Origin of the sequence: Spirosoma utsteinense, assembly GCF_014282275.1 — a bacterium.
GTDB lineage: Bacteria > Bacteroidota > Bacteroidia > Cytophagales > Spirosomataceae > Spirosoma > Spirosoma utsteinense.
This window is the reverse complement of record NZ_VFIA01000001.1, coordinates 162417-181756: the sequence shown is the minus strand read 5'-3', so window position 1 is coordinate 181756 and position 19340 is coordinate 162417. Positions and strand designations below refer to the sequence as shown.

The 19340-nt window shown below is 53.0% G+C and carries 15 protein-coding genes; 7 read left to right on the top strand and 8 right to left on the bottom strand.

From position 1 onward, the window contains the following. The first annotated feature begins 20 nt into the window (after positions 1-20). Positions 21-758 (top strand): hypothetical protein, encoded by a 738-nt coding sequence (locus FH603_RS00685; RefSeq protein WP_186735014.1) that lies wholly within the window; start codon positions 21-23, stop codon positions 756-758. A 4-nt stretch (positions 759-762) separates the two neighbouring features. On the opposite strand, the gene FH603_RS00680 is transcribed toward FH603_RS00685, so the two are convergent. Both FH603_RS00680 and FH603_RS00675 read right to left on the bottom strand, forming a co-directional pair. Next, positions 763-1401, bottom strand: coding sequence for a class I SAM-dependent methyltransferase (locus tag FH603_RS00680; protein WP_186735012.1), 639 nt, complete (start codon positions 1399-1401; stop codon positions 763-765). 483 nt (positions 1402-1884) lie between these two features. After that, positions 1885-4206 carry a glycoside hydrolase family 65 protein gene (locus FH603_RS00675; protein ID WP_186735010.1) on the bottom strand — a complete coding sequence of 774 codons (2322 nt, stop codon included), beginning with the start codon at positions 4204-4206 and terminating at the stop codon, positions 1885-1887. Positions 4207-4406: 200 nt separating this feature from the next. Here FH603_RS00675 and FH603_RS00670 point away from each other — a divergent pair, with 200 nt between their 5' ends. From FH603_RS00670 to FH603_RS00650, 5 genes are all read left to right on the top strand, one after another. Then, a complete protein-coding gene (locus FH603_RS00670; protein WP_186735008.1) occupies positions 4407-5504 on the top strand; it encodes a sensor histidine kinase in 1098 nt (365 codons plus the stop codon). Continuing rightward, a complete protein-coding gene (locus FH603_RS00665) occupies positions 5479-6258 on the top strand; it encodes a LytR/AlgR family response regulator transcription factor (RefSeq protein WP_186735006.1) in 780 nt (259 codons plus the stop codon). The genes FH603_RS00670 and FH603_RS00665 overlap by 26 nt, the downstream gene beginning before the upstream one ends. 136 nt (positions 6259-6394) lie before the next feature. Then, positions 6395-7681: a TolC family protein gene (locus FH603_RS00660; protein ID WP_186735004.1), complete on the top strand. Its 1287-nt coding sequence runs from the start codon at positions 6395-6397 to the stop codon at positions 7679-7681. 33 nt (positions 7682-7714) lie between these two features. Continuing rightward, a complete protein-coding gene (locus FH603_RS00655; RefSeq protein ID WP_186735003.1) occupies positions 7715-8836 on the top strand; it encodes an efflux RND transporter periplasmic adaptor subunit in 1122 nt (373 codons plus the stop codon). Between the two features lie 110 nt (positions 8837-8946). Continuing rightward, positions 8947-12090, top strand: coding sequence for an efflux RND transporter permease subunit (locus tag FH603_RS00650; protein ID WP_186735001.1), 3144 nt, complete (start codon positions 8947-8949; stop codon positions 12088-12090). A gap of 21 nt (positions 12091-12111) precedes the next feature. Here FH603_RS00650 and FH603_RS00645 read toward each other — a convergent pair whose 3' ends face one another. The 5 genes from FH603_RS00645 to FH603_RS00625 all read right to left on the bottom strand — a co-directional run bounded on the left by FH603_RS00645 (position 12112) and on the right by FH603_RS00625 (position 16224). Then, entirely contained in the window at positions 12112-12693 is a 582-nt protein-coding gene (locus FH603_RS00645) for a DinB family protein (RefSeq protein WP_186734999.1), read from the bottom strand. A 90-nt stretch (positions 12694-12783) separates the two neighbouring features. Next, positions 12784-13386, bottom strand: coding sequence for a nucleotidyltransferase family protein (locus FH603_RS00640; protein WP_186734997.1), 603 nt, complete (start codon positions 13384-13386; stop codon positions 12784-12786). 51 nt (positions 13387-13437) lie between these two features. Continuing rightward, on the bottom strand, positions 13438-14187 hold the full coding sequence (gene truA, locus FH603_RS00635; RefSeq protein ID WP_186734995.1) for a tRNA pseudouridine(38-40) synthase TruA: 750 nt from the start codon (positions 14185-14187) through the stop codon (positions 13438-13440). Positions 14188-14349: 162 nt separating this feature from the next. Continuing rightward, complete coding sequence (locus FH603_RS00630) at positions 14350-14862, bottom strand: pyridoxamine 5'-phosphate oxidase family protein (RefSeq protein WP_186734993.1); 513 nt, start codon at positions 14860-14862, stop codon at positions 14350-14352. A 150-nt stretch (positions 14863-15012) separates the two neighbouring features. After that, entirely contained in the window at positions 15013-16224 is a 1212-nt protein-coding gene (locus FH603_RS00625; protein WP_186734991.1) for a helix-turn-helix domain-containing protein, read from the bottom strand. Between the two features lie 132 nt (positions 16225-16356). Between FH603_RS00625 and FH603_RS00620 the strand changes: the two genes are divergently transcribed. Beyond that, positions 16357-17787, top strand: a complete 1431-nt coding sequence (locus FH603_RS00620) for an aldehyde dehydrogenase family protein (protein ID WP_186734989.1) — start codon at positions 16357-16359, stop codon at positions 17785-17787. 152 nt (positions 17788-17939) lie between these two features. Here the strand turns inward: FH603_RS00620 and FH603_RS00615 are convergent, their stop codons facing one another. Next, the gene (locus tag FH603_RS00615; protein WP_186734987.1) at positions 17940-19148 is read right to left on the bottom strand and encodes an acyl-CoA dehydrogenase family protein; all 1209 of its coding nucleotides are present in this window, start codon (positions 19146-19148) and stop codon (positions 17940-17942) included. Positions 19149-19340 lie beyond the last annotated feature (192 nt).

Sequence of the window (19340 nt, the reverse complement as noted above, 5' to 3'; positions counted from 1 at the left end):
CTACAGCTAACCAAGCCCAGATGTCTTTTACCCGTCTTCAGATTCGTTACCAGACCGCCCGGTCGCTACCGGCGCCCTATGCCTACTTCTATACCCTCGCGGTTAATCCGGCTGGCAACGAAGTCCAACTTGATCTTGCGATCACCTATCCTGACCGCGACGATATCGACGACGATGAACTGATCGCCGAGGGATTCACCCGCGATGATGATTTTAGTTGGTCGGGGCGGCTGCCCGCTGTATGGCACGAAGCCTTTGCGGCCGTAGCCGGCAAAACCCGTCTACAGCCAATCGATGAGGAAAATCTAAAAGAAGATGACGACTTCTGGGAAATAACGCTGGTCAGCAAAGGCGTTGACCAGACCGGAAAACCAGGCAATGCCGACGACTGGCAGTACCTGATTCAGGAGCTGATTCAGGCAACGTACGAAGCCGACAAACGCGAACGCCCATTCGAACTCACGTATCTGGACATCGACAGCCGCAGGCCCGGCCGCGCTATAACCCTGACAGCGTCGTTCGCCAATCGGTCGGTTGCTGTTCGCGATGAACGCAACACCGATGGCGCACGCATGCTCCCCTGGTCTACCCTGCAAAGGGTAATGAGCACGGTTTACAGCGTGGACTTCGATCCGGAAACGACCCTGGACCGACGTCCCAAAACCACAGGCCAATGGCTTAACCTCGGTACAGAAGAGTGGTATGACATCAGCAAAGAACCAAAGCTGTCCCGAACGCTGAATGAGTTGATCAATTAGTTGATCAACTGACTAACGGATCCACCCAAATTTCGGCCGACACCATGCCGCCTACCTGTGGTTGCCGCTCCTGAAGCCGCAGACCGGTTTCAGCCATGAGCGACTGCCAGTCTACCAGTTGACGGGTTTCTATACTGGCCGTGAGCCGGAAGAACCAGATCATCAATTGGATCAGGCGTTTTTGCCACTTGCCCGCACCAACCACAAAATCGGTGATGATCCATTGCCCACCCGGCTTAAGCGCCTGCCGGAGCAAGGGTATCATCTGGGTACGCAGGCTTTGCGCGGTGAACATATCCAGGACGAAGGGCGTAATGACCACATCGACGTTCATACCCGTCGGTAAGGTGCGTTCGTCGCCCAGTTGAAACGCAACAACCCCTAACAACTGGCGGTCGAGTACCCGTTGGCTAGCGCGGGCCAGCATTCTGGCTGACGTTTCCAGGTACAGGATGTGGCTGGTACGCCCCCCCCTCAGCAGTGGTTCGAGTAGCCAGCCCGTTCCGCCCCCCACGATCAGGACCGATGCCCCTGCCGGAATACGGTCCAGAAATACAGATTGCGCCCGATTCAGCGACTGCCCGAATACAGCCCGGGCGAGCGTATCGTAGACGGGTGTTATCCAGTTGAAATTGGACGCCATCGAGACCAGACGGTAAGTGAGTTTATGGGTTAAGGCATGAAAAATACGCTGTACTCAACAAAGAATCTTTATCAACCAACTCGTTTTTACTGCTATTTTAGAAGCACTAGTATAACTATTTTAATAACATAGAATCTTTTAGATGCGTCATCGGGTTATATAACTGTAACTGGTAGGGCTACGATATATTTTCACCCTGCTGATTGTTAACTAATTATATTCGTTATGCAACTATCCAACTATCGCCATATAGGAAATACGACATCTACTCAGCCGATTAGCAATTGGACTTTTTTCCGAAAGACGGTTCGTCAATTTATCATCAATCATGCCGAAGCGTTCAAGGGTTTAAGCCGTATGGCGGCTCCTCACGGCGGCAGTATCGGAACCCGATGATCGTAGTATAAAAAGGTTGTGGCTGGTTGGCAGGAACGTTGACAACGTTCCTGCCAACCAGCCACAACCGGTATAGGCGCTGCTTTTCTATTGGGGCACAAATGCTACCAACTCCTCCCCTTCGCCCGCAACCGTAATCACTTTACCCAATACGGATAAACGAATTGGTGTCGACGAGAAATTGGTTACCGCTACGTTCTGCTGGGTTGTCGTTACCTGCAACAGACTTCCCTGGAACCGGATTTTAAACGCCAGCGACTGCCAGTTCGACGGAAAGTAGGGACTAAAAGAGAGTTGTCCATCTGCACCAACCCGCATTCCCCCAAATCCTTTCACCACCGCCAGCCACGTACCGGCCATGCTTGTGATGTGGCAACCATCTTCAGTATCGTTATTATAATCGTCGAGGTCGAGCCGGGCCGTACGCAGGTACATTTCGTAGGCTTTGTCGTGCATGCCCAGTTTTGACGCCTGTATGGAGTGAACGCAGGGCGATAGCGACGACTCATGCACCGTCATGGGCTCGTAGAAGTCGAAGTTGCGCCGAAGCGTTTCCGTATCGAACTCCTCTTCAAAAAAGTACAACCCCTGCAACACATCGGCCTGTTTGATGAAACATGACCGCAGAATCCGATCCCACGACCAGTTCTGGTTAATAGGCCGCTGCCCTTTTGGAATATCGGAAACAGGCATCAGGTCTTTGTCGAGGAAGCCTTCCTGTTGCAGATAAACACCCCGCTCCCTGTCCTCCGGCAGGTACATTTTTTCAACGATCTGCTGGGCCGTGGCTAACTCTTTCTCTTCCCGAAAGTGGATACGGTCGATCAGCTCCGCGTATTTGGTCGGGTCCAGTGACTTAACTTTAGCAACAGCCTCTATGGTGTATCGAAGCGTCCAGGCGGCAATGTAGTTGGTGTACCAGTTGTTGTTGACGTTGTTCTCATACTCATTCGGTCCCGTTACGCCCAGCATCACATACTGCTGCTTGGCCGCCGACCAGTTGACGCGCTGGCTCCAGAAGCGGCTGATGGCAATAAGCACTTCCAGGCCGTAGTCAGCCAGGTATTGTTCGTCGCCGGAATAGCGGACATAATCGAAGATGGCGTAGGCAATGGCCCCATTACGGTGTATTTCCTCGAACGTTATCTCCCACTCGTTATGGCATTCTTCCCCGTTCATGGTCACCATCGGATAAAGCGCAGCCCCAGCCCGGAAGCCCAGCTTCTGTGCATTCTCAATAGCTTTACCCAGCTGACGGTAGCGGTAAACGAGCAGGTTTCTGGCAACTTTCTGATCGGCTGTCGACAGGTAGAAAGGCAGACAGTAGGCTTCGGTATCCCAGTAAGTCGACCCGCCGTATTTTTCACCGGTGAACCCTTTCGGGCCAATGTTCAACCGCTCATCTTCGCCGGTATATGTCTGGTTCAGTTGAAAGATATTGAACCGGATACCCTGTTGTGCTGCCACGTCGCCATCGATGACGATGTCGTTGGTTTTCCACTTATCGGCCCAGGCCTGCTTCTGCTCAAGCAGCATCTTCTCAAATCCCTTGCGTGTAATATGCTGCATGGATTTGTGCGCTTCCTTGATGATCGTATCCGGATCGTAATTGAGCGACGAGAGATTGACCGCATACTTATAAACCGCCGTTTCCTGCCCCTGCCGACAATCGAGTGAGATACGATTGGCCACGTACTTCTCGTATTTGATCGGTTGCGACTGGTAATCGACCTTTACGCCATCCTGCTCGATTTCGACGCACATACCCGTAGCGACATGGAATCCGGTTTTGCGGGTACGCAGTTCAATGAAGGCTTCACCATATCCGGTTTCTTTGCGTACTTCGTCCCAGAATGTCTCGTCGTAGTTGGCATCGCGGTTTCGGATGGCCCCGTCGATATAGGGCGTAACGGTAATTTTGGCGTCGAAATTAAGGGGCGTAATAGCGTAGCGAATAACCCCGGCCTCATCGTCGACAATGGAACAAAACCGCTTGGCATTCACTTTCAGCTCCTTTCCGCTCTTGAGAACCGCCACAAATTCGCGTTCCAGAAAGCCTTCCTGCATGTTCAGCACCCGTCGGAAGTCACGCACCTCGCAGGTATTGAGATCCAGCGATTCATAGTCGATGTCGATATCGATGCCAATCCAGTTGGCTGCGTTCAGCACTTTGGCAAAGTATTCAGGATAGCCATTTTTCCACCAGCCGACCCGGGTTTTATCGGGGTAATAAACGCCGGCTACATAGTTACCCTGTAAGGTCTTACCCGAATATTTTTCTTCAAATGAACCGCGTCCTCCATGTCGGCCGTTGCCGAGGGACATGACGCTTTCAGTGACTTCATTGAATTCGCGGTGAAAGTCGGTTTCGACAATACACCACGGGTCGTGTTGCAAATAATGTTTCATTCAGTGGCTTTGATCGTTGCGCGAATTTAAGCTGAACGTTGGGTAATTATACTTTTTCTTTGTCAGGTTGGCAGAAGCGGGGCGGCTGTTGACCCGCTTATTTGTCCGCTTCACCGTATTATTTCACCGCCAGGCCTATGACAAATCCTACCTTTAACCTATTCCGTCGATTCGGTTGGCGGACGGTCAATCATCGACTTATGCGTGTAATTCAACCGATTGACGATCATTCCAGCGAACAGCTGCACCGGGAAGTGGATAAAATCCTGGTACGGGCTTCGGTGGTCACCGGCCTATTCATGGGGTTGATCTCCCTGTTGTTTTACGAGGTGATCGACGCGCGGCCTGAGCCGAAAGTGGCGCTGTTCTCGTTTGGAATGGCCTTCTCGTTTACGATGCTGATCTGGATGTTCAATATCTATATCAACACCAATCGGGGGTTACCCCTCGTGTATCGGTTTATCCCGCCCAGGTATGAATTCAGCGGTCGGGTTGTGATCTGTTTACTCATTAGTGAGGGATTGCTCCGGGTGTGGACCGGGGTCGATGTGTTTTACCACATGGAAAGCACCAGCACCAGCAATATTGCGGGCGTACTACAGGTTCGTGGCCTGCTGATCGTTGCCTTTTCCCTGATCACGACCTGGGGTGTCGAAAAAGCGTTAGCACAGCAACAAGCAATGGGACTGATATCCAAGTTGAAAGAAGAGAACTTTCAGGCTAAATACGAAGTGCTCAAACAGCAGATAAACCCGCATTTTCTCTTCAACTCCCTTAACATTCTGAAAGGTATGATCAGAACCGGCAACGAAGATGCCGAAGAATACCTGATCAAACTGGCCGAAGTGTACCGGTATATCCTGCAAAGCAACGCCAAAGAAGACGTAGTCCTGGCCGATGAGTTGCTCATGCTCGAATCCTACCATTATATGCTGAAAAACCGGTTCCGCGATGCTATCGACCTCACCATTGACCTATCGCCCGAAACCCGCCGGTCGGTACTCCCGCCCCTGACGTTCCAGATGCTGATGGAGAATTGTGTGAAACACAATGTGCTTACCCAAAGCCGTAAACTGTTCGTGACCGTAACCGAACGGGATGGAACGGTGTTATTCCGAAATAACGTGCAACCCAAGCAATCCCTGGCATCAGCCAGCCACATTGGCCTCGAAAACCTGACCCGGCGTTACGAACACCTGTGCGGGTCGCCCCTGATGGTTGAGCAGGACGACCGTTTTTTTACTGTTTTACTACCCATAATACCACCCGGCCATGACCGTTCTTATCCTGGAAGATGAAGCCATTACGGCCGAGGAACTGCGCCATTACGTGTGTGACATCGACCCTACCATAGAGGTCGTGGCCTTGCTGGAAACGATTGACGATGCCGTTCACTTTCTGACCACGAAGCCGGGTCCCGACCTGATTTTTTCCGACATACAGCTGGCCGACGGCCTGAGCTTCGACGTGTTCGATCAGGTGCCGGTTCGCTGCCCGGTTATTTTCTGCACCGCCTTCGATGAATATGCCATGCAGGCGTTTGCGGCCAATGGCATCGACTATGTACTCAAGCCGTTTGACCGGAAGGCTATAGCCAACAGCCTCACCAAGTTCAAAACCCTGCAAACCTATTTTCAGCGCGACACGCCTATCCCGCAGCCGGTACTGAACGAACCCCTCCAGCGGCTGATCGACCAGCTCCGGCCAACCCGTCGTTCCAGCTTTCTGGTCAACTACAAAGGCAAATATTATCCTATCCCGGTTAGCGAGATTGCGTTTTTTTATACCGAAAATGAAATCGTCTGGCTGTTTAAATCGTCCGGCGAGAAGTATGCGCTCGACCATACACTTGATGAACTGGAGACGATGCTGGACCCCACGCAGTTTTACCGGGCCAATCGCCAGTTTGTTCTCCGCTATGAAGCCATTCTGGAGTTCGAACCCTACTTTAACCGCAAACTTGCCGTTCGGCTCAACCTCCCTACCCCGGAGCCAATCATTGTGAGCAAAGCCAAAGCAGGCGATTTTATGCGCTGGCTGGAGCAGCGTTGAGCCTGGCAGGCAAACTAACCGGCTGTTCTGGCCCGTTTAGCCGGGCACATTGTCCGCTTCACCCGATTATCCCACCTCACCCGTTGAGGCACCCCCTACTTTTGAGTCATCGGTAACACACCAATGACACACAGGTATGAAACGAGTATTGACGGGGCTAATTTGTATGCTCCTAAGCTGGCCCGGATTTGGCCAGACCCCAACCACCCCCACCGATTCGCTCCGGCTTACGCTCCCGCAGGCCGAAGACCAATTTCGCCGACACAACCTCTCCCTGCTGGCCACCCGCCTGGGTATTGATGAATACCGGGCCTATCAGGCGCAGGCTAAGCTGTTCAGCAATCCAACGGTCTATATTGAGCAAATGCCGTACAACCGGCAAACGCGGGATTTCATGCCCGTTAAGCAAAGCAACTCCGAGCAGGTCATTCAGGTACAGCAGCTTTTACTGCTGGCGGGGAAACGCAACAAGCAGCTTGCCCTGGCCGCCACCAACACCAAGATCGCTGCCGACCGGTTTGAGGACCTGGCACGGACCCTCTCGTTTCAACTGCATTCGGCTTTTTACGATCTGCATTACCAGCAGCAGGCAATGAGCGTGTACGATCAAGTGATGAACACACTCAGCCAGACCGTAACGCTCTATCAACAACAATATGACAAAGGCAACGTCCCGCTGAAAGACCTGGCCCGGCTGAAAGCCTACCTCTTCAACCTATCGAACGAACGGCAGCAGCGACTGGCTCAGATAGCCGATGATCAGGCTACGCTGTCGGTATTGCTCAACACGATGCCCGACCAGCCGATCCGACCTGAGGTAACGGCCATGGATCCCGATCCCCGGCGTAATCCGGCCGTGTTGTCGCTCGATAGCCTGGTCGCCCTGGCCGAACGCAACCGGCCCGACCTGCGCGCCTACCGCGATCAGGTTACAGCCGAGCGGCAGAACCTCACGCTGCAAAAGGCCAATGCGGTTCCGGATCTGACCGTACAGGGAACCTACGACCGTAACGCGGGCTACATCCCAAATTACTTCGGCGTCGGGGTGGGCATGGCGCTTCCGTTCTTCAATCGGAATCAGGGTAATATTCAGGCGGCCCGTATCCGCACCCAGAGTAGCCAGCAGCTGGAATCCGGCTACCGGCTTCAGGTGGAGAACGAACTACAGCAATCGCTGACGAAGGCCCGGCAAGCTGACCAGTTGTACCGCACCTTCGACCGGCGCTTCAACAGTGACTTCAGCCGGCTCATCGAAGGGGTTACGCTCAATTACCGCAAGCAGAACATCGACGTGGTTGAATTCCTGGACTTTTTCGACTCCTACAAGACCAGCCAGCTCCAGTTCATCCAACTACAGAATGACCGCATGCAACGCCTGGAAGAACTTGATCTTGCCGTTGGCAGCAACCCATTCATCCGCTAATCCGACCAACCCAAACAATCGTTTCAACCGACTATGAAAACAAATCAATTCCCCCGAACATACTGGCTGATGCTACCGGCTATCGCCCTGCTCGGTACTCTGCTAACCGGCTGCCAGTCTTCTGATGCGACGGCAACCGATAACACAGACCAGAAGCCGGTCAACCTGCTGGCATCGGCTCAATTCGATACGGCCCGCATGATACCCGTCACCAACGAACTCAACCTGACCGGCAAGATCACCTTCAACCAGGACAAAGTCGTTAAAGTATTCCCCCTGGTAGGTGGCCACATTGAAGCGGTTAAGGCAGACCTCGGCGACTATGTCCAGAAAGGCCAGACGCTGGCCGTTATCCGGTCTGGCGAAATGGCCGATGTCGAACAGCAGGCTATTGCAGCCAAAGGTCAACTGGCCGTTGCGCAGAAAAATAGTCAGGTGACTGAAGACATGGCGAAAGGAGGGTTATCCTCTCAGCGCGATGTGGTAGCCGCCCGCGAACAGCTACAGGCCGCCAAAGGGGAGCTGAACCGGGTTAACGAACGCCGGAGTATCCTGGGCGGGCGCGGCTCGTCGGTCTACCTGGTGAAGGCACCCGTTAGCGGCTATGTGGTGGAGAAGACGGCCTCGCCGGGGATGGAACTTCGCTCCGATGATCCGGAGAACCTGTTCACGATCTCCAACCTCGACTACGTCTGGGTTATGGCCAATGTGTATGAGTCGGACTTAGCCAACGTTCACGAAGGCGATCCCGCCCGCATAACGACGCTGTCCTATCCTGATCGGGTATACCAGGGCAAAATCGACAAGGTCTTCAATGTCCTCGATCCCGAAAGCAAAACGGAAAAAGTGCGGATCACCCTGCTTAATCGACGTGATGGCATGTCGGGGAATACCCTCAAGCCTGAGATGTTTGCCAACGTAAGTGTACAGTATCCGGGCAACGACCGCCGGGTTGCCATTCCGGCCAAAGCTATTGTTTTTGCCGACAGCCGCAACTTCGTCGTCGTTGCCAACGCTCAAAATCAGCCGGTTATACGGGAAGTGGATCCGTTCAAAACGATCGGTGCCACCACCTACCTCAACGGCGGGGTGAAAGCCGGAGAGCGCGTAGTGACACAAAATCAGCTCCTGATTTATACCGCATTAGGGAAATAATGAATGAGAAAGTGAAAGAGTGATTGAGTGATTCAATAAACCCTGATCAGTCATTCACTCAATCAATCACTCTTTCAGTCATTCAACTTCTCACTGACTCAATAGGCAACATGAACAAGTTCATAAAAAGTATTCTTACCTTTTCGCTGAAGAATCGGTTCTTCGTCTTCTTTCTGACGGGGCTCACGATCGTGGCGGGCTACATCAGTTACCAGAATACACCGATCGAAGCCTTTCCCGACGTCACCAACACCCGGATTACGATCATCACACAGTGGCCAGGCCGCTCGGCCGAAGAAGTCGAGAAATTCGTGACCATCCCTGTAGAGATCGGGCTGAACTCGGTTCAGAAAAAAACGGATGTACGCTCCACTACCCTCTTCGGTCTGTCGGTGGTAAACGTGATGTTCGACGATGGTGTCGATGACATCTTCGCCCGCCAGCAGATCAATAACCTCCTGCCCGGCGTCGAACTCCCCGACGGGGCCAAACCCGACGTACAGCCCCCCTACGGCCCTACAGGTGAGATATTTCGTTACACCCTGGCGTCGCCCACCCGCACCGTGCGGGAACTGAAAACCATGCAGGACTGGGTGCTGGACCGCCAGCTCAAAAGCGTTCCCGGTGTGGCCGACGTGGTGAGCTTTGGTGGGGAAGCCAAGACCTACGAGATCTCTGTCGATCCGCGTCGTCTGACAGATTATAACATCACCCCCCTTCAATTGTATCAGGCGGTTGCTAACTCGAACGTGAATGTAGGGGGCGATGTGATCGAGAAAAACTCGGAAGCTTACGTCGTGCGCGGCATTGGCCTGCTCCGCAACCAGCGTGACATCGAGAATATCGTAGTCAAAAACGTGAACGGTACGCCCATCATGGTCCGGAATGTGGCGCAGGTAGCCGAGTCGGCTCTGCCCCGGCTAGGGCAGGCGGGCCGCGACAAACAGAACGATGTCGTAGAGGGCGTTGTGGTGATGCGTAAAGGGGAGAACCCAACGGAGGTCATCGAGCTGGTGAAAGCCAAGATCCAGGAATTGAACACCAGTATCCTGCCATCGGATGTCAAGATCAACACCTTCTACAACCGGGAGACGCTGGTCAACTTCGCCACCCATACCGTCACGCATAACCTCCTCGAAGGGATCGTTTTTGTAACGGTCATCGTGTTCCTGTTCATGGCCGACTGGCGCACTACGCTGACCGTCTCCATCATCATACCACTGGCCCTGTTGTTTGCCTTTATCTGCCTGCGGTTCAAAGGCATGTCGGCCAACCTGCTGTCGATGGGCGCTATCGACTTCGGGATCATCGTTGACGGAGCCGTGGTGATGGTGGAGGGCATATTTGTAACGCTCGATGCCAAAGCACACCGGGAAGGGATGGTCCGGTTCAACAAAGCCGCCAAAATGGGTTTGCTGCGGGCAACCGGTACGGAGATGGGTAAGGCGATTTTCTTCTCCAAAGCCATCATCATCACCTGCCTGATCCCCATTTTCGCTTTTCAGAAAGTAGAAGGCAAAATGTTCTCGCCACTGGCCTGGACGCTGGGGTTTGCGCTGCTCGGCGCGTTGATCTTCACCCTGACGCTGGTACCGGTTCTGGCCAGTATCCTGCTCAATAAAAACGTACGGGAAAAGCATAACCCGTTCGTCGAATTTATCACCCGTCTGGCGACGCGGGCATTCTCCTTCACTTTTGCTCACAAGCGGATGAGCCTGTTGCTAACCGGACTGCTTGTGGTAGTTGGCCTGGCCGGGTTCAACCTGCTGGGTACCGAATTTCTGCCCGAATTGAACGAAGGGTCGATCTACGTGCGGGCTTCAATGCCCATGAGCATTTCACTGCCCGAATCGGTCCGCCTAACGACGCAGATGCGAAAGGTGTTTGACCAGTTTCCGGAAGTAAAGGGAGTCATTTCACAAACCGGCCGACCCAACGACGGCACCGACCCAACCGGCTTTTATAATGTCGAGTTTCTGGTCGATATCTATCCAAAAGACGACGGAGCCACTAACCGATGGAAAAATGGCCTGACCAAACAGCAATTGATTGCGCAGATGCAGGACAAACTCAAGGTATTTCCGGGTATCGACTTTGGGTTCTCCCAACCCATTATGGACAACGTAGCCGAAGCCGTCTCGGGGGTGAAGGGATCGATTGCGGTCAAGATCTACGGCAATGATCTGGCCACGCTGGCCGACAAAGCCAGCCAGATCCAGAAACAGCTGGCTACCGTGCAGGGAATCGAGGACCTTGGCGTAATCAAGAACATTGGCCAGCCTGAGATGCGCATAGAGTTGGACGAGTACAAACTGGCCCTCTACGGCGTCAACAAAGCCGACGCGCAGGCCGTGATCGAAATGGCCATCGGCGGTAAAGCGGCTACGCAGATCTATGAGGGTGAACGCAAATTTGACCTCCGGATTCGGTACGAGCAGAACTTCCGCAAAACCGAAGCCGAGATCGCCGATCTGATGGTACCCACCCAGAACGGGTCGCAGATACCCATCAAGGAAATTGCGAAGGTATATACGCAAACCGGGCCGGTTTTAATTTTCAGGGAGGGCAGCAGCCGGTTCACCGCCGTGAAGTTTTCCGTCCGGGGCCGCGATATGGGCAGCGCCATTGCCGAAGCCCAGCACAAAGTAGCCTCGGCAGTTACGTTTCCTCCGGGTTATACAGCCAAGTGGGCGGGCGATTTTGAGAACCAGCAGCGAGCAACCAAACGACTGGGCCAGATGGTACCGGTGAGTCTTATCATGATCTTTGTGATCTTGTTCGTTCTCTTCGGAAACGCCAAAGATGCCGGGCTGGTGCTGGTCAATGTTCCCTTTGCCATAATTGGCGGTATTGCGGCCCTGCTGATCACGCATGTCAACTTCAGCATTTCGGCGGGCATCGGCTTTATCGCGCTCTTTGGTATCTGTATCCAGAACGGCGTCATTCTGATTTCGGTCTTCAAGAAAAACCTGAAGAATAATCTGTCGCTGCCCGAAGCCATTTTTGAAGGGGTACTGTCGCGGGTACGGCCGGTGGTAATGACCGCCATGATGGCCGCTATTGGTCTGATTCCGGCCGCTATCTCGACGGGCATCGGCTCAGAAACGTCAAAACCACTGGCAATCGTCGTGATTGGTGGGCTGATCACAGCCACCTTACTGACGCTGTTGATTTTTCCGCTGATCTTCTATGTTTTCTACCGGGGTGGTGCTCAAAAGCCTGCATCCAGTCAGAGGGTACTACTGGAAGCTTAGTCCAGCGCTGACTCAGGCCCGTTAATGGGCCTGAGTCAGTGTACTCATTTCAGCCCGCACCCGCATGGCCTGGTTCATGTGCCGCTCGGTATGGGCAACCAGCATGTACAGCGCATCGCCCAGTCTTATTTTTAGCCAGTTGCCGAACAGAGTGGAAACTTTCTCCTGATTCCAGTCGAGGTACACCGCTTTATCGAGCAGATCGTGTAGTGTCCGCTGTAAGTCAACAAATTGATTGATCACATCAAGAGGACTCATATCTTCGGGTCGGCGGGGACGGATCATGCCGGGGGCCGGAAATTTGATCTTCGTTTCGGGATCGACGATGTAGAGCAGGGTCTTACCCACCCAGTCCGATTCGAGAAGCTGATCAACGGGGCTGTGCTGCACAATACCCAGCGCATCGACTTTATGCTGGATGTTACGGATGTAAAAACGCTCGGCCAGGTTCAGGTGCTGGAGACATTCCACAATACTCCAGCGGTCGGGCGACGGTTTCCAGCGCAGTTGAGCATCGGTATGAGGCCTGAATTCACGCTCGACCGTATCGAGCGCAGCCGAAAGGCGAGTTTGAAGTTGATGAGCGGTAGCCAGTTTCTTCATGAGTTGATCAGTAGCTTATGCATACTCTAGTCACTACGTACGTAAATGTGTGGTTGGCGGATGCTAACTAAACCACCCGGCCTAATCGGCTCAGACGAAGGCCTGGGCCTGCGCAAACAACTCAACGTCGCGTTTGGAATCCAGATCGATGGCACCCGCTTCAAACGGTACTTCGACACAGTCATTCCGGTGTTTACCGATAACCCACTTCACCCCTTTGTCTCCTTCCAGTTGTAAAAGCTGAGCAATATAGTCACGGGAAAACAACGCCGGCACACTCAGCTGCGTATCATAACGACAGGCAACGATACCCTTGTCTTCTTCTTTCCAAACATCCAGCATATGCACCAGCAAACCGACCGACACCAGTGGCTGATCGGTATGAAGCACCAGCACGGCGTCAACGTCCTTATGGGTCAGGTACAAACCGGCCAGCCCCGTTTTAAGCGACGATGCCTGACCCGACGACCATCTTGAATTGTCGACCATCGTTATAGGCAGGCCTGCCAGCTCAGGGACAACCTGTTCACGGTTAGCACCCAGCACAACAACAATCGGTCCACGCTGTAGGGCCAGTGCCGTTTCGGTTACCCGACGCATAAGCGACTGCCCTTTATAAATCAAAAGCTGCTTTGGTTCTCCTCCCATTCGCGAGGAGTCACCAGCCGCTAAAATAATCGTTCCTATTTTCAAAAGATGAGGTACTGTTTTGGATTAGTTAACAATCTGGTCTGACGTCAGGTTCTACCGTTTACTAAACAAACTTGTGGGATAACCCACCTCCACCAGCGATAACCCCGCTGCCGGTGCCGACCGCCCGGCCCGTTTACGATCTCTGGCATCAATTATCTGCTCAAACTCCGGCACACTTAAACGGCCCTGGCCTACGTCCAGCAGCGTTCCAACGATAGCCCGCACCATGCCCCGCAGAAACCGATCGGCCCGAACATGAAAGGTTAGCGTCTGACCATCCGTCTGCTCCCAATAAGCCATATCGATCTGGCAGTTAAAGGTTTTAACATCGGTTTTGACTTTACTGAAGCTTTCAAAGTCACAATGGTGCAGCAGTCTTTCGGCCGCAGCATTCATCGCCGGTATATCCAGTGGCAGCGTAAATACATAAGCCAGACCGTCACGAAAAGGATCTCTCCGGGAAATCAGCTGATACTGGTAGTACCGGAAGGTAGCGGTAAAACGGGCATGGTCTTCTGCCTGAACGGGAAAACAGTCATAGATAGCGATGTCGCCCGGAATCAGGCTATTCAGCGATCGAAGCAAAGCCGTCGGCAGGGGTCTATCGGTTTCGAAGTGAGCAAACTGCTGCCCGGCATGAACACCGGTATCGGTTCGTCCACTGCCAACGATAGCGACCGGTTCACGCAACACCGTTGACAGGGCGGTTTCCAACACTTCCTGCACACTTAGGCCATTCGGTTGCCGTTGCCAGCCATGATAACGGGTGCCCCGATAGGCCAGTTCAAGAAAGTAACGCATAATGAGGCAAAAGTACGCATACAAGTCGAAAACCCCTGAACAGGTAAGGGGCCTTGGCATCGGGAAATAGCCCCAACACCAAAGCCCCCTTTTCAAAAGAGAAAGGAACGAAAACGCACTGCTCAAAATCGTCAAAAATAGCAGCAATGATAACCGCGTATTTTATCGCGGCTCATCGCCAAATTTCTCATTACGGCCTGTCTTGTCGGTATCACCCGTAATGGCTCCTTTAGCCATTTCAAACAGCTTCACCATCTTACCACCCGGCCGATCCCAGAATTCACCCGCGTGGATGGATACTTTAAGCAAAGCGATGGTCGGATCATCTTTGCCATTGGGAAACCAGGTTTTCAGGAAATCGGACCATAGCTCGTTGATTTTAGCCTGATCCTTTACAATTTCTGCCGTACCCGTTGTCGACACGTAGGTTTCAGAACCGGTGTCGGCAAACGCAAGACTCACCCGATTGTATTTACGGACTTCGTCAACCTTGTTCGAATTATCGTAGGTGAAAAACCACATGGTACCATCGGCATCTATATCATGAGTGGCCATGGGACGGGTATGAAAATCGCCATCAGCTTCCATTGTGGTCAGCATGGCGATGCGAATATCTTTGATTTTATCTTTAAGCTTCTCCAGCTCGATAGCATTCAATGTAGGTTGGGCTTGCATAGTTGGGTATAGCCAGTTATGCAGGAATTAACTCCATTAGATCAATAGAGTTTTATAGGATCACTAAAAAAAATGCAAAGATTGATATAGCGGCCTGTAAAAAAGCCGGGTCGACACGATAGGTCGACCCAGCCAGGCAATGGATACCACTTAAATTCGCTCAACCTCAAAGCGCAGTTCATCAACCAGTTGGCGCAGACGGTCGGTATTGGGCGCAGGCGGAGGCAACTGCTGGCTTACAAAGGCGCTCACTTCCCAAACTTCCAGCACGTCTTTAAGGGATACTTCCCGGTTTGGGATATCGGCCCGATCGGCGGTGAGTAACAGCGTACCTTTTATTTTGACCTGGTTGTAGATCCGTCGACAGCAGATTCCTGTATTATGGAGTAACAGTACGTACAATTTCCCGTCGGCAATGTCGAACCAGTTGCGTACAAACTGACCAATCAGCAACGCACCCGGAAACGAAAAATCGTCACCTGCTTCAAAAGCCCGGTAGTGTCCATGGGGTAGCAGAGGCAGTTGCATGGCCGGGAGTCGGTGCAGAAATTCGGCCTGTTGGTGGCGTTGGCTATACTCACCGAACTGAGTCTCCATAACCACCGGAATCGCCGGGGCCATCGACTGCGCGGGTGTGTTCGTGTGAGCCACCTCGCTCCTGCCTTCATACACGTTATTGAATGTCATCGGCGCTACACCCCTCGGTCCGGCCGGTCGGTTATCAGCGGGTCGGCTTACCGCTGGTGAGGCCCTGTTCTCCCGCTCCGGTTGCTGACCAAACAGCCGGTCGACGGGCGAGTTCGACTGAACAGCCTGAAAGGCCGTGTTGCCAGGTCGCTCCGGCGACCGAATAACGGGTGGAACGGGAACAGACCGGGGAGCGCTGGGCGGAGCCTCCTGCATTTCATCCTGTGTCCGGTAGTATTTGTTCAGTACCGACGCCAGCGGTTGCGGCTCCGGCTGAGGAGCCTTCGGCTGAGCAAATATATCGGGGAAGTCAGGGTGCTGAAACGGGTCGTCCTGATCATCGTCATCCATAACAATTTTACCATCGGACCGGATAGTTGGTCCATCGGCGTGCTCATGCCGGATTCGGACGTCAGGGGCTTTGGCTGGCTGCCCCAGCGGAATACTAAGATTGGGCGTTTCGCGCAGTTTTCGTAGATCCTGGCGGGTCAGCAGCTCAATTGTGGTGTTGAACGCTTTAGCAATTGCTTGTATATTTTGCTGATTCGGATTGGCACGACCTTCTTCGTAGGCTCCTAACAACGAACGCTTTATGTTTATTTTTCGGGAGAACTGCTCCTGCGTCAACCCATTGAGTTTGCGTAGGTAGCGGATGTTTTCGCTGACGAGTGTCATCCGGTTTAGGTTTACTAAAGTTTCAGCTAATATAGCCGAATCCTGTTTTAAATGCCAACCTCAGCCTTTAAGCCCTTTTTTTTGTACTTTTAACCGATGCGTTTGTTCGAATCGAATCTCAGTTACCCACCTATGCATACGACCCTTACCGAAACCGACCTTAACAGCGATTTGAAGGCAGTCTTCACGAAACAGCGTCAGTTTGCCCCTTTGATGGCACTGACGACGGCCAGCCAGCGGATCGAGCGGATCCGCCGTATTCAAACCTGGATGCTGAGCCACCAGTCTGACCTGGAAAAAGCCATGTTCGATGACTTTCGCAAACCCACAGCCGAGGTTGGTTTGGGGGAGCTGATGGCTGTCAACGCGGAAATCAAGCACATCATCAAAAACCTGAAACGATGGATGCGCCCGCAGAAGCTGCCCACCCCACTGAGTATGGTAGGTATGCGCTCGTCTATCCGGCATGAGCCTAAAGGCAACGTGCTTATATTCTCAGCCTGGAATTACCCATTCGCCCTGATCATGAAGCCCCTGGTATCGGCTATCGCGGCTGGCAACGTGTGTGTAGTCAAGCCCTCGGAGATGGCTCCCAACACAGCACGGTTCATGAGCCGGATGATCGGAGAGTTATTTCCCATTGAGGAGGTTGCCATTTTTGAAGGCGACGCGGTCTTATCGCAGGCACTGCTCGAATTGCCCTTTAATCATGTTTTTTTCACGGGGAGCCCCGCCGTCGGTAAGCTTGTCATGGCCGCAGCCGCAAAGCATCTGACATCGGTGACGCTCGAACTGGGCGGCAAGTCGCCTTCCATCGTCGATGAAACGGCTAACCTCAAAACGGCCGCCGAACAGATCGCCTGGGGAAAATACCTCAACAATGGTCAGACCTGCATAGCACCCGATTATGTACTCATTCACCAGTCGGTGAAAGAACCGTTTCTGGCCGAGTTCCGGCGGGTGGTAACGCGCATGTACAATGCAGACGGACAGGGCGTAGAAGCCTCTGACAGTTACGCCCGGATCGTGAACAACCGGCACTTCGAGCGTGTCCGGTCTCTGCTCGACAACGCGGTGGAGCAAGGTGCCCGTATAACCATGGGCGGAACCCTGAACGACAGCCAGAACTTCATCGAGCCAACCGTCCTGGAGGGAGTTACCGACGGCATGCGCATCATGCAGGAAGAGATTTTTGGCCCGGTGTTACCTGTGGTTACCTTTTCAACGCCCGACGAAGCGCTGGCACTCATCAATGGAAAAGAGAAACCACTCGCGCTGTATATTCATAGCCGCAACCGCCAGAACATCGATTACATCCTGGCCCGTACTTCTGCCGGGGACACGATCATTAACGATGTGATGCTTCAGTTCGGCAATGTCGAGCTACCCTTCGGTGGGGTCAACAACAGCGGCATCGGCAAGTCGAATGGCTTTTTCAGCTTTCAGGAGTTATCCAACCAGCGGGGCGTCATGGAGCGTAGCTTCGGCACCATGAAATTCCTCTATCCGCCCTATACCGACCGGGTGAAGCAGCTGATCAACTTCGTAATCAAACGGCTGTAAGTGGGAAGAAGTCGTAGAAGTCATAAGTCGTAGAAGTCATAAGTCGTAGAAGTCGTAAGTCGTAGAAGTCGTAAGTGGCTGACGCAGGCTCGTTGCTTTCGCGTCAGCCACTTACGACTTCTACGACTTATGACTTCTACGACTTACGACTCCTACTTATACGCCGGTATACCCGTGATTTCTGCTCCCAGAATCAGTAGATGAATATCGTGCGTACCCTCATAGGTACTCACCGATTCGAGGTTCATCAGGTGACGCATCACAGGATAGTCGCCTGTAATGCCCATTGCGCCTAAAATCTGACGAGCCTCGCGGGCAATGCGTAACGCCATCTCAATGTTGTTCCGCTTGGCCAGGGATATTTGCGCGGTGGTGGCTTTATCTTCGTTTTTGATCATTCCGAGCCGCCAGCACAGTAGTTGGGCCTGCGTAATATCAGTGAGCATTTCGGCCAGCTTTTTCTGGACCAGTTGAAAACTGGCAATCGGTTTACTGAACTGAACACGCTCCAGCGCATAGCGTCGGGCCACATCATAACATTCCATGGCGGCTCCCAGCGCACCCCAGGCGATGCCATAACGGGCCTGGTCGAGACACTTCAGCGCACTCTTCAGCCCAAAAGCTTCGGGCAGCAGGTTCTCTTTGGGAACCCGAACATCCTGAAACACCAATTCACCGGTAGTACTGACCCGCAGCGACCATTTATTCTCGATCACGTTGGTGGTGAAGCCCTCCATACCCCGTTCAACAATCAGACCACGTATTTTACCTTGGTCATTCTTTGCCCATACAATAGCGATGTCGGCGATAGGGCCATTCGTGATCCAGAGTTTGGAGCCGTTCAGCAGGAAGTAGTCACTTCGTTCGATGAAGTTGGTTTCCATCGATCCGGGGTCAGACCCGTGACTGGCTTCCGTGAGGCCAAAACAGCCCAGTAATTCCCCTTTAGCTAAACGGGGCAAAAACCGTTGCTTCTGCTCTTCCGACCCAAACGTATAGATTGGGTACATGACCAGCGAGTTCTGGACCGACACGCACGATCGCATCCCCGAATCGCCCCGTTCAATTTCCTGGGTCATCAGTCCATAACTGATCTGATCAAGGCCCCCACCACCGTAGTCCACCGGTATCGTTGAGCCAAATGCACCAATCTGTCCGAACTTAGCCACAAGGTGCGCCGGGAAAGCTGCCCGCTGGGCATACTCTTCCACGATGGGCGTAATCTCGCGCTTCACAAAATCGCGCACCGCCGACCGCACGAGCTTGTGTTCGGCAGTAAGCAGATCGTCGAGGCAGTAAAAATCAGGTGACTCAAAGGTGTCGACCTTTACACGGGGCGGAGTTGTGGTTACGGCTTGCATATCAGGTTAACCCAAAACCGGGTGCGTTGTTGGCAGGATTCGTTCTTTTGACGGGTCGGTTGGTAAATACGATCATAGGACGCCTGTAGACAGCTTCCGCTGCGAACCCAAACCAAGGTCCGCCTGTTACTCAACCAGCAGGCTTTTTTAGTAATTTCGCGCTACGTTGCCAGGATAAATACCCGGCCATCA

What these genes read in the sequence shown, in the direction of transcription:
- FH603_RS00680 (WP_186735012.1), bottom strand. Translation starts at nt 1,401, where the DNA reads ATGGCGTCCAATTTCAACTGGATAACACCCGTCTACGATACGCTCGCC.
- FH603_RS00675 (WP_186735010.1), bottom strand. Translation starts at nt 4,206, where the DNA reads ATGAAACATTATTTGCAACACGACCCGTGGTGTATTGTCGAAACCGAC.
- FH603_RS00625 (WP_186734991.1), bottom strand. Translation starts at nt 16,224, where the DNA reads ATGACACTCGTCAGCGAAAACATCCGCTACCTACGCAAACTCAATGGG.
- FH603_RS00655 (WP_186735003.1), top strand. Translation starts at nt 7,715, where the DNA reads ATGAAAACAAATCAATTCCCCCGAACATACTGGCTGATGCTACCGGCT.
- FH603_RS00650 (WP_186735001.1), top strand. Translation starts at nt 8,947, where the DNA reads ATGAACAAGTTCATAAAAAGTATTCTTACCTTTTCGCTGAAGAATCGG.
- FH603_RS00665 (WP_186735006.1), top strand. Translation starts at nt 5,479, where the DNA reads ATGACCGTTCTTATCCTGGAAGATGAAGCCATTACGGCCGAGGAACTG.
- FH603_RS00615 (WP_186734987.1), bottom strand. Translation starts at nt 19,148, where the DNA reads ATGCAAGCCGTAACCACAACTCCGCCCCGTGTAAAGGTCGACACCTTT.
- FH603_RS00620 (WP_186734989.1), top strand. Translation starts at nt 16,357, where the DNA reads ATGCATACGACCCTTACCGAAACCGACCTTAACAGCGATTTGAAGGCA.
- FH603_RS00685 (WP_186735014.1), top strand. Translation starts at nt 21, where the DNA reads ATGTCTTTTACCCGTCTTCAGATTCGTTACCAGACCGCCCGGTCGCTA.
- FH603_RS00630 (WP_186734993.1), bottom strand. Translation starts at nt 14,862, where the DNA reads ATGCAAGCCCAACCTACATTGAATGCTATCGAGCTGGAGAAGCTTAAA.
- FH603_RS00645 (WP_186734999.1), bottom strand. Translation starts at nt 12,693, where the DNA reads ATGAAGAAACTGGCTACCGCTCATCAACTTCAAACTCGCCTTTCGGCT.
- FH603_RS00670 (WP_186735008.1), top strand. Translation starts at nt 4,407, where the DNA reads ATGCGTGTAATTCAACCGATTGACGATCATTCCAGCGAACAGCTGCAC.
- FH603_RS00660 (WP_186735004.1), top strand. Translation starts at nt 6,395, where the DNA reads ATGAAACGAGTATTGACGGGGCTAATTTGTATGCTCCTAAGCTGGCCC.
- truA (WP_186734995.1), bottom strand. Translation starts at nt 14,187, where the DNA reads ATGCGTTACTTTCTTGAACTGGCCTATCGGGGCACCCGTTATCATGGC.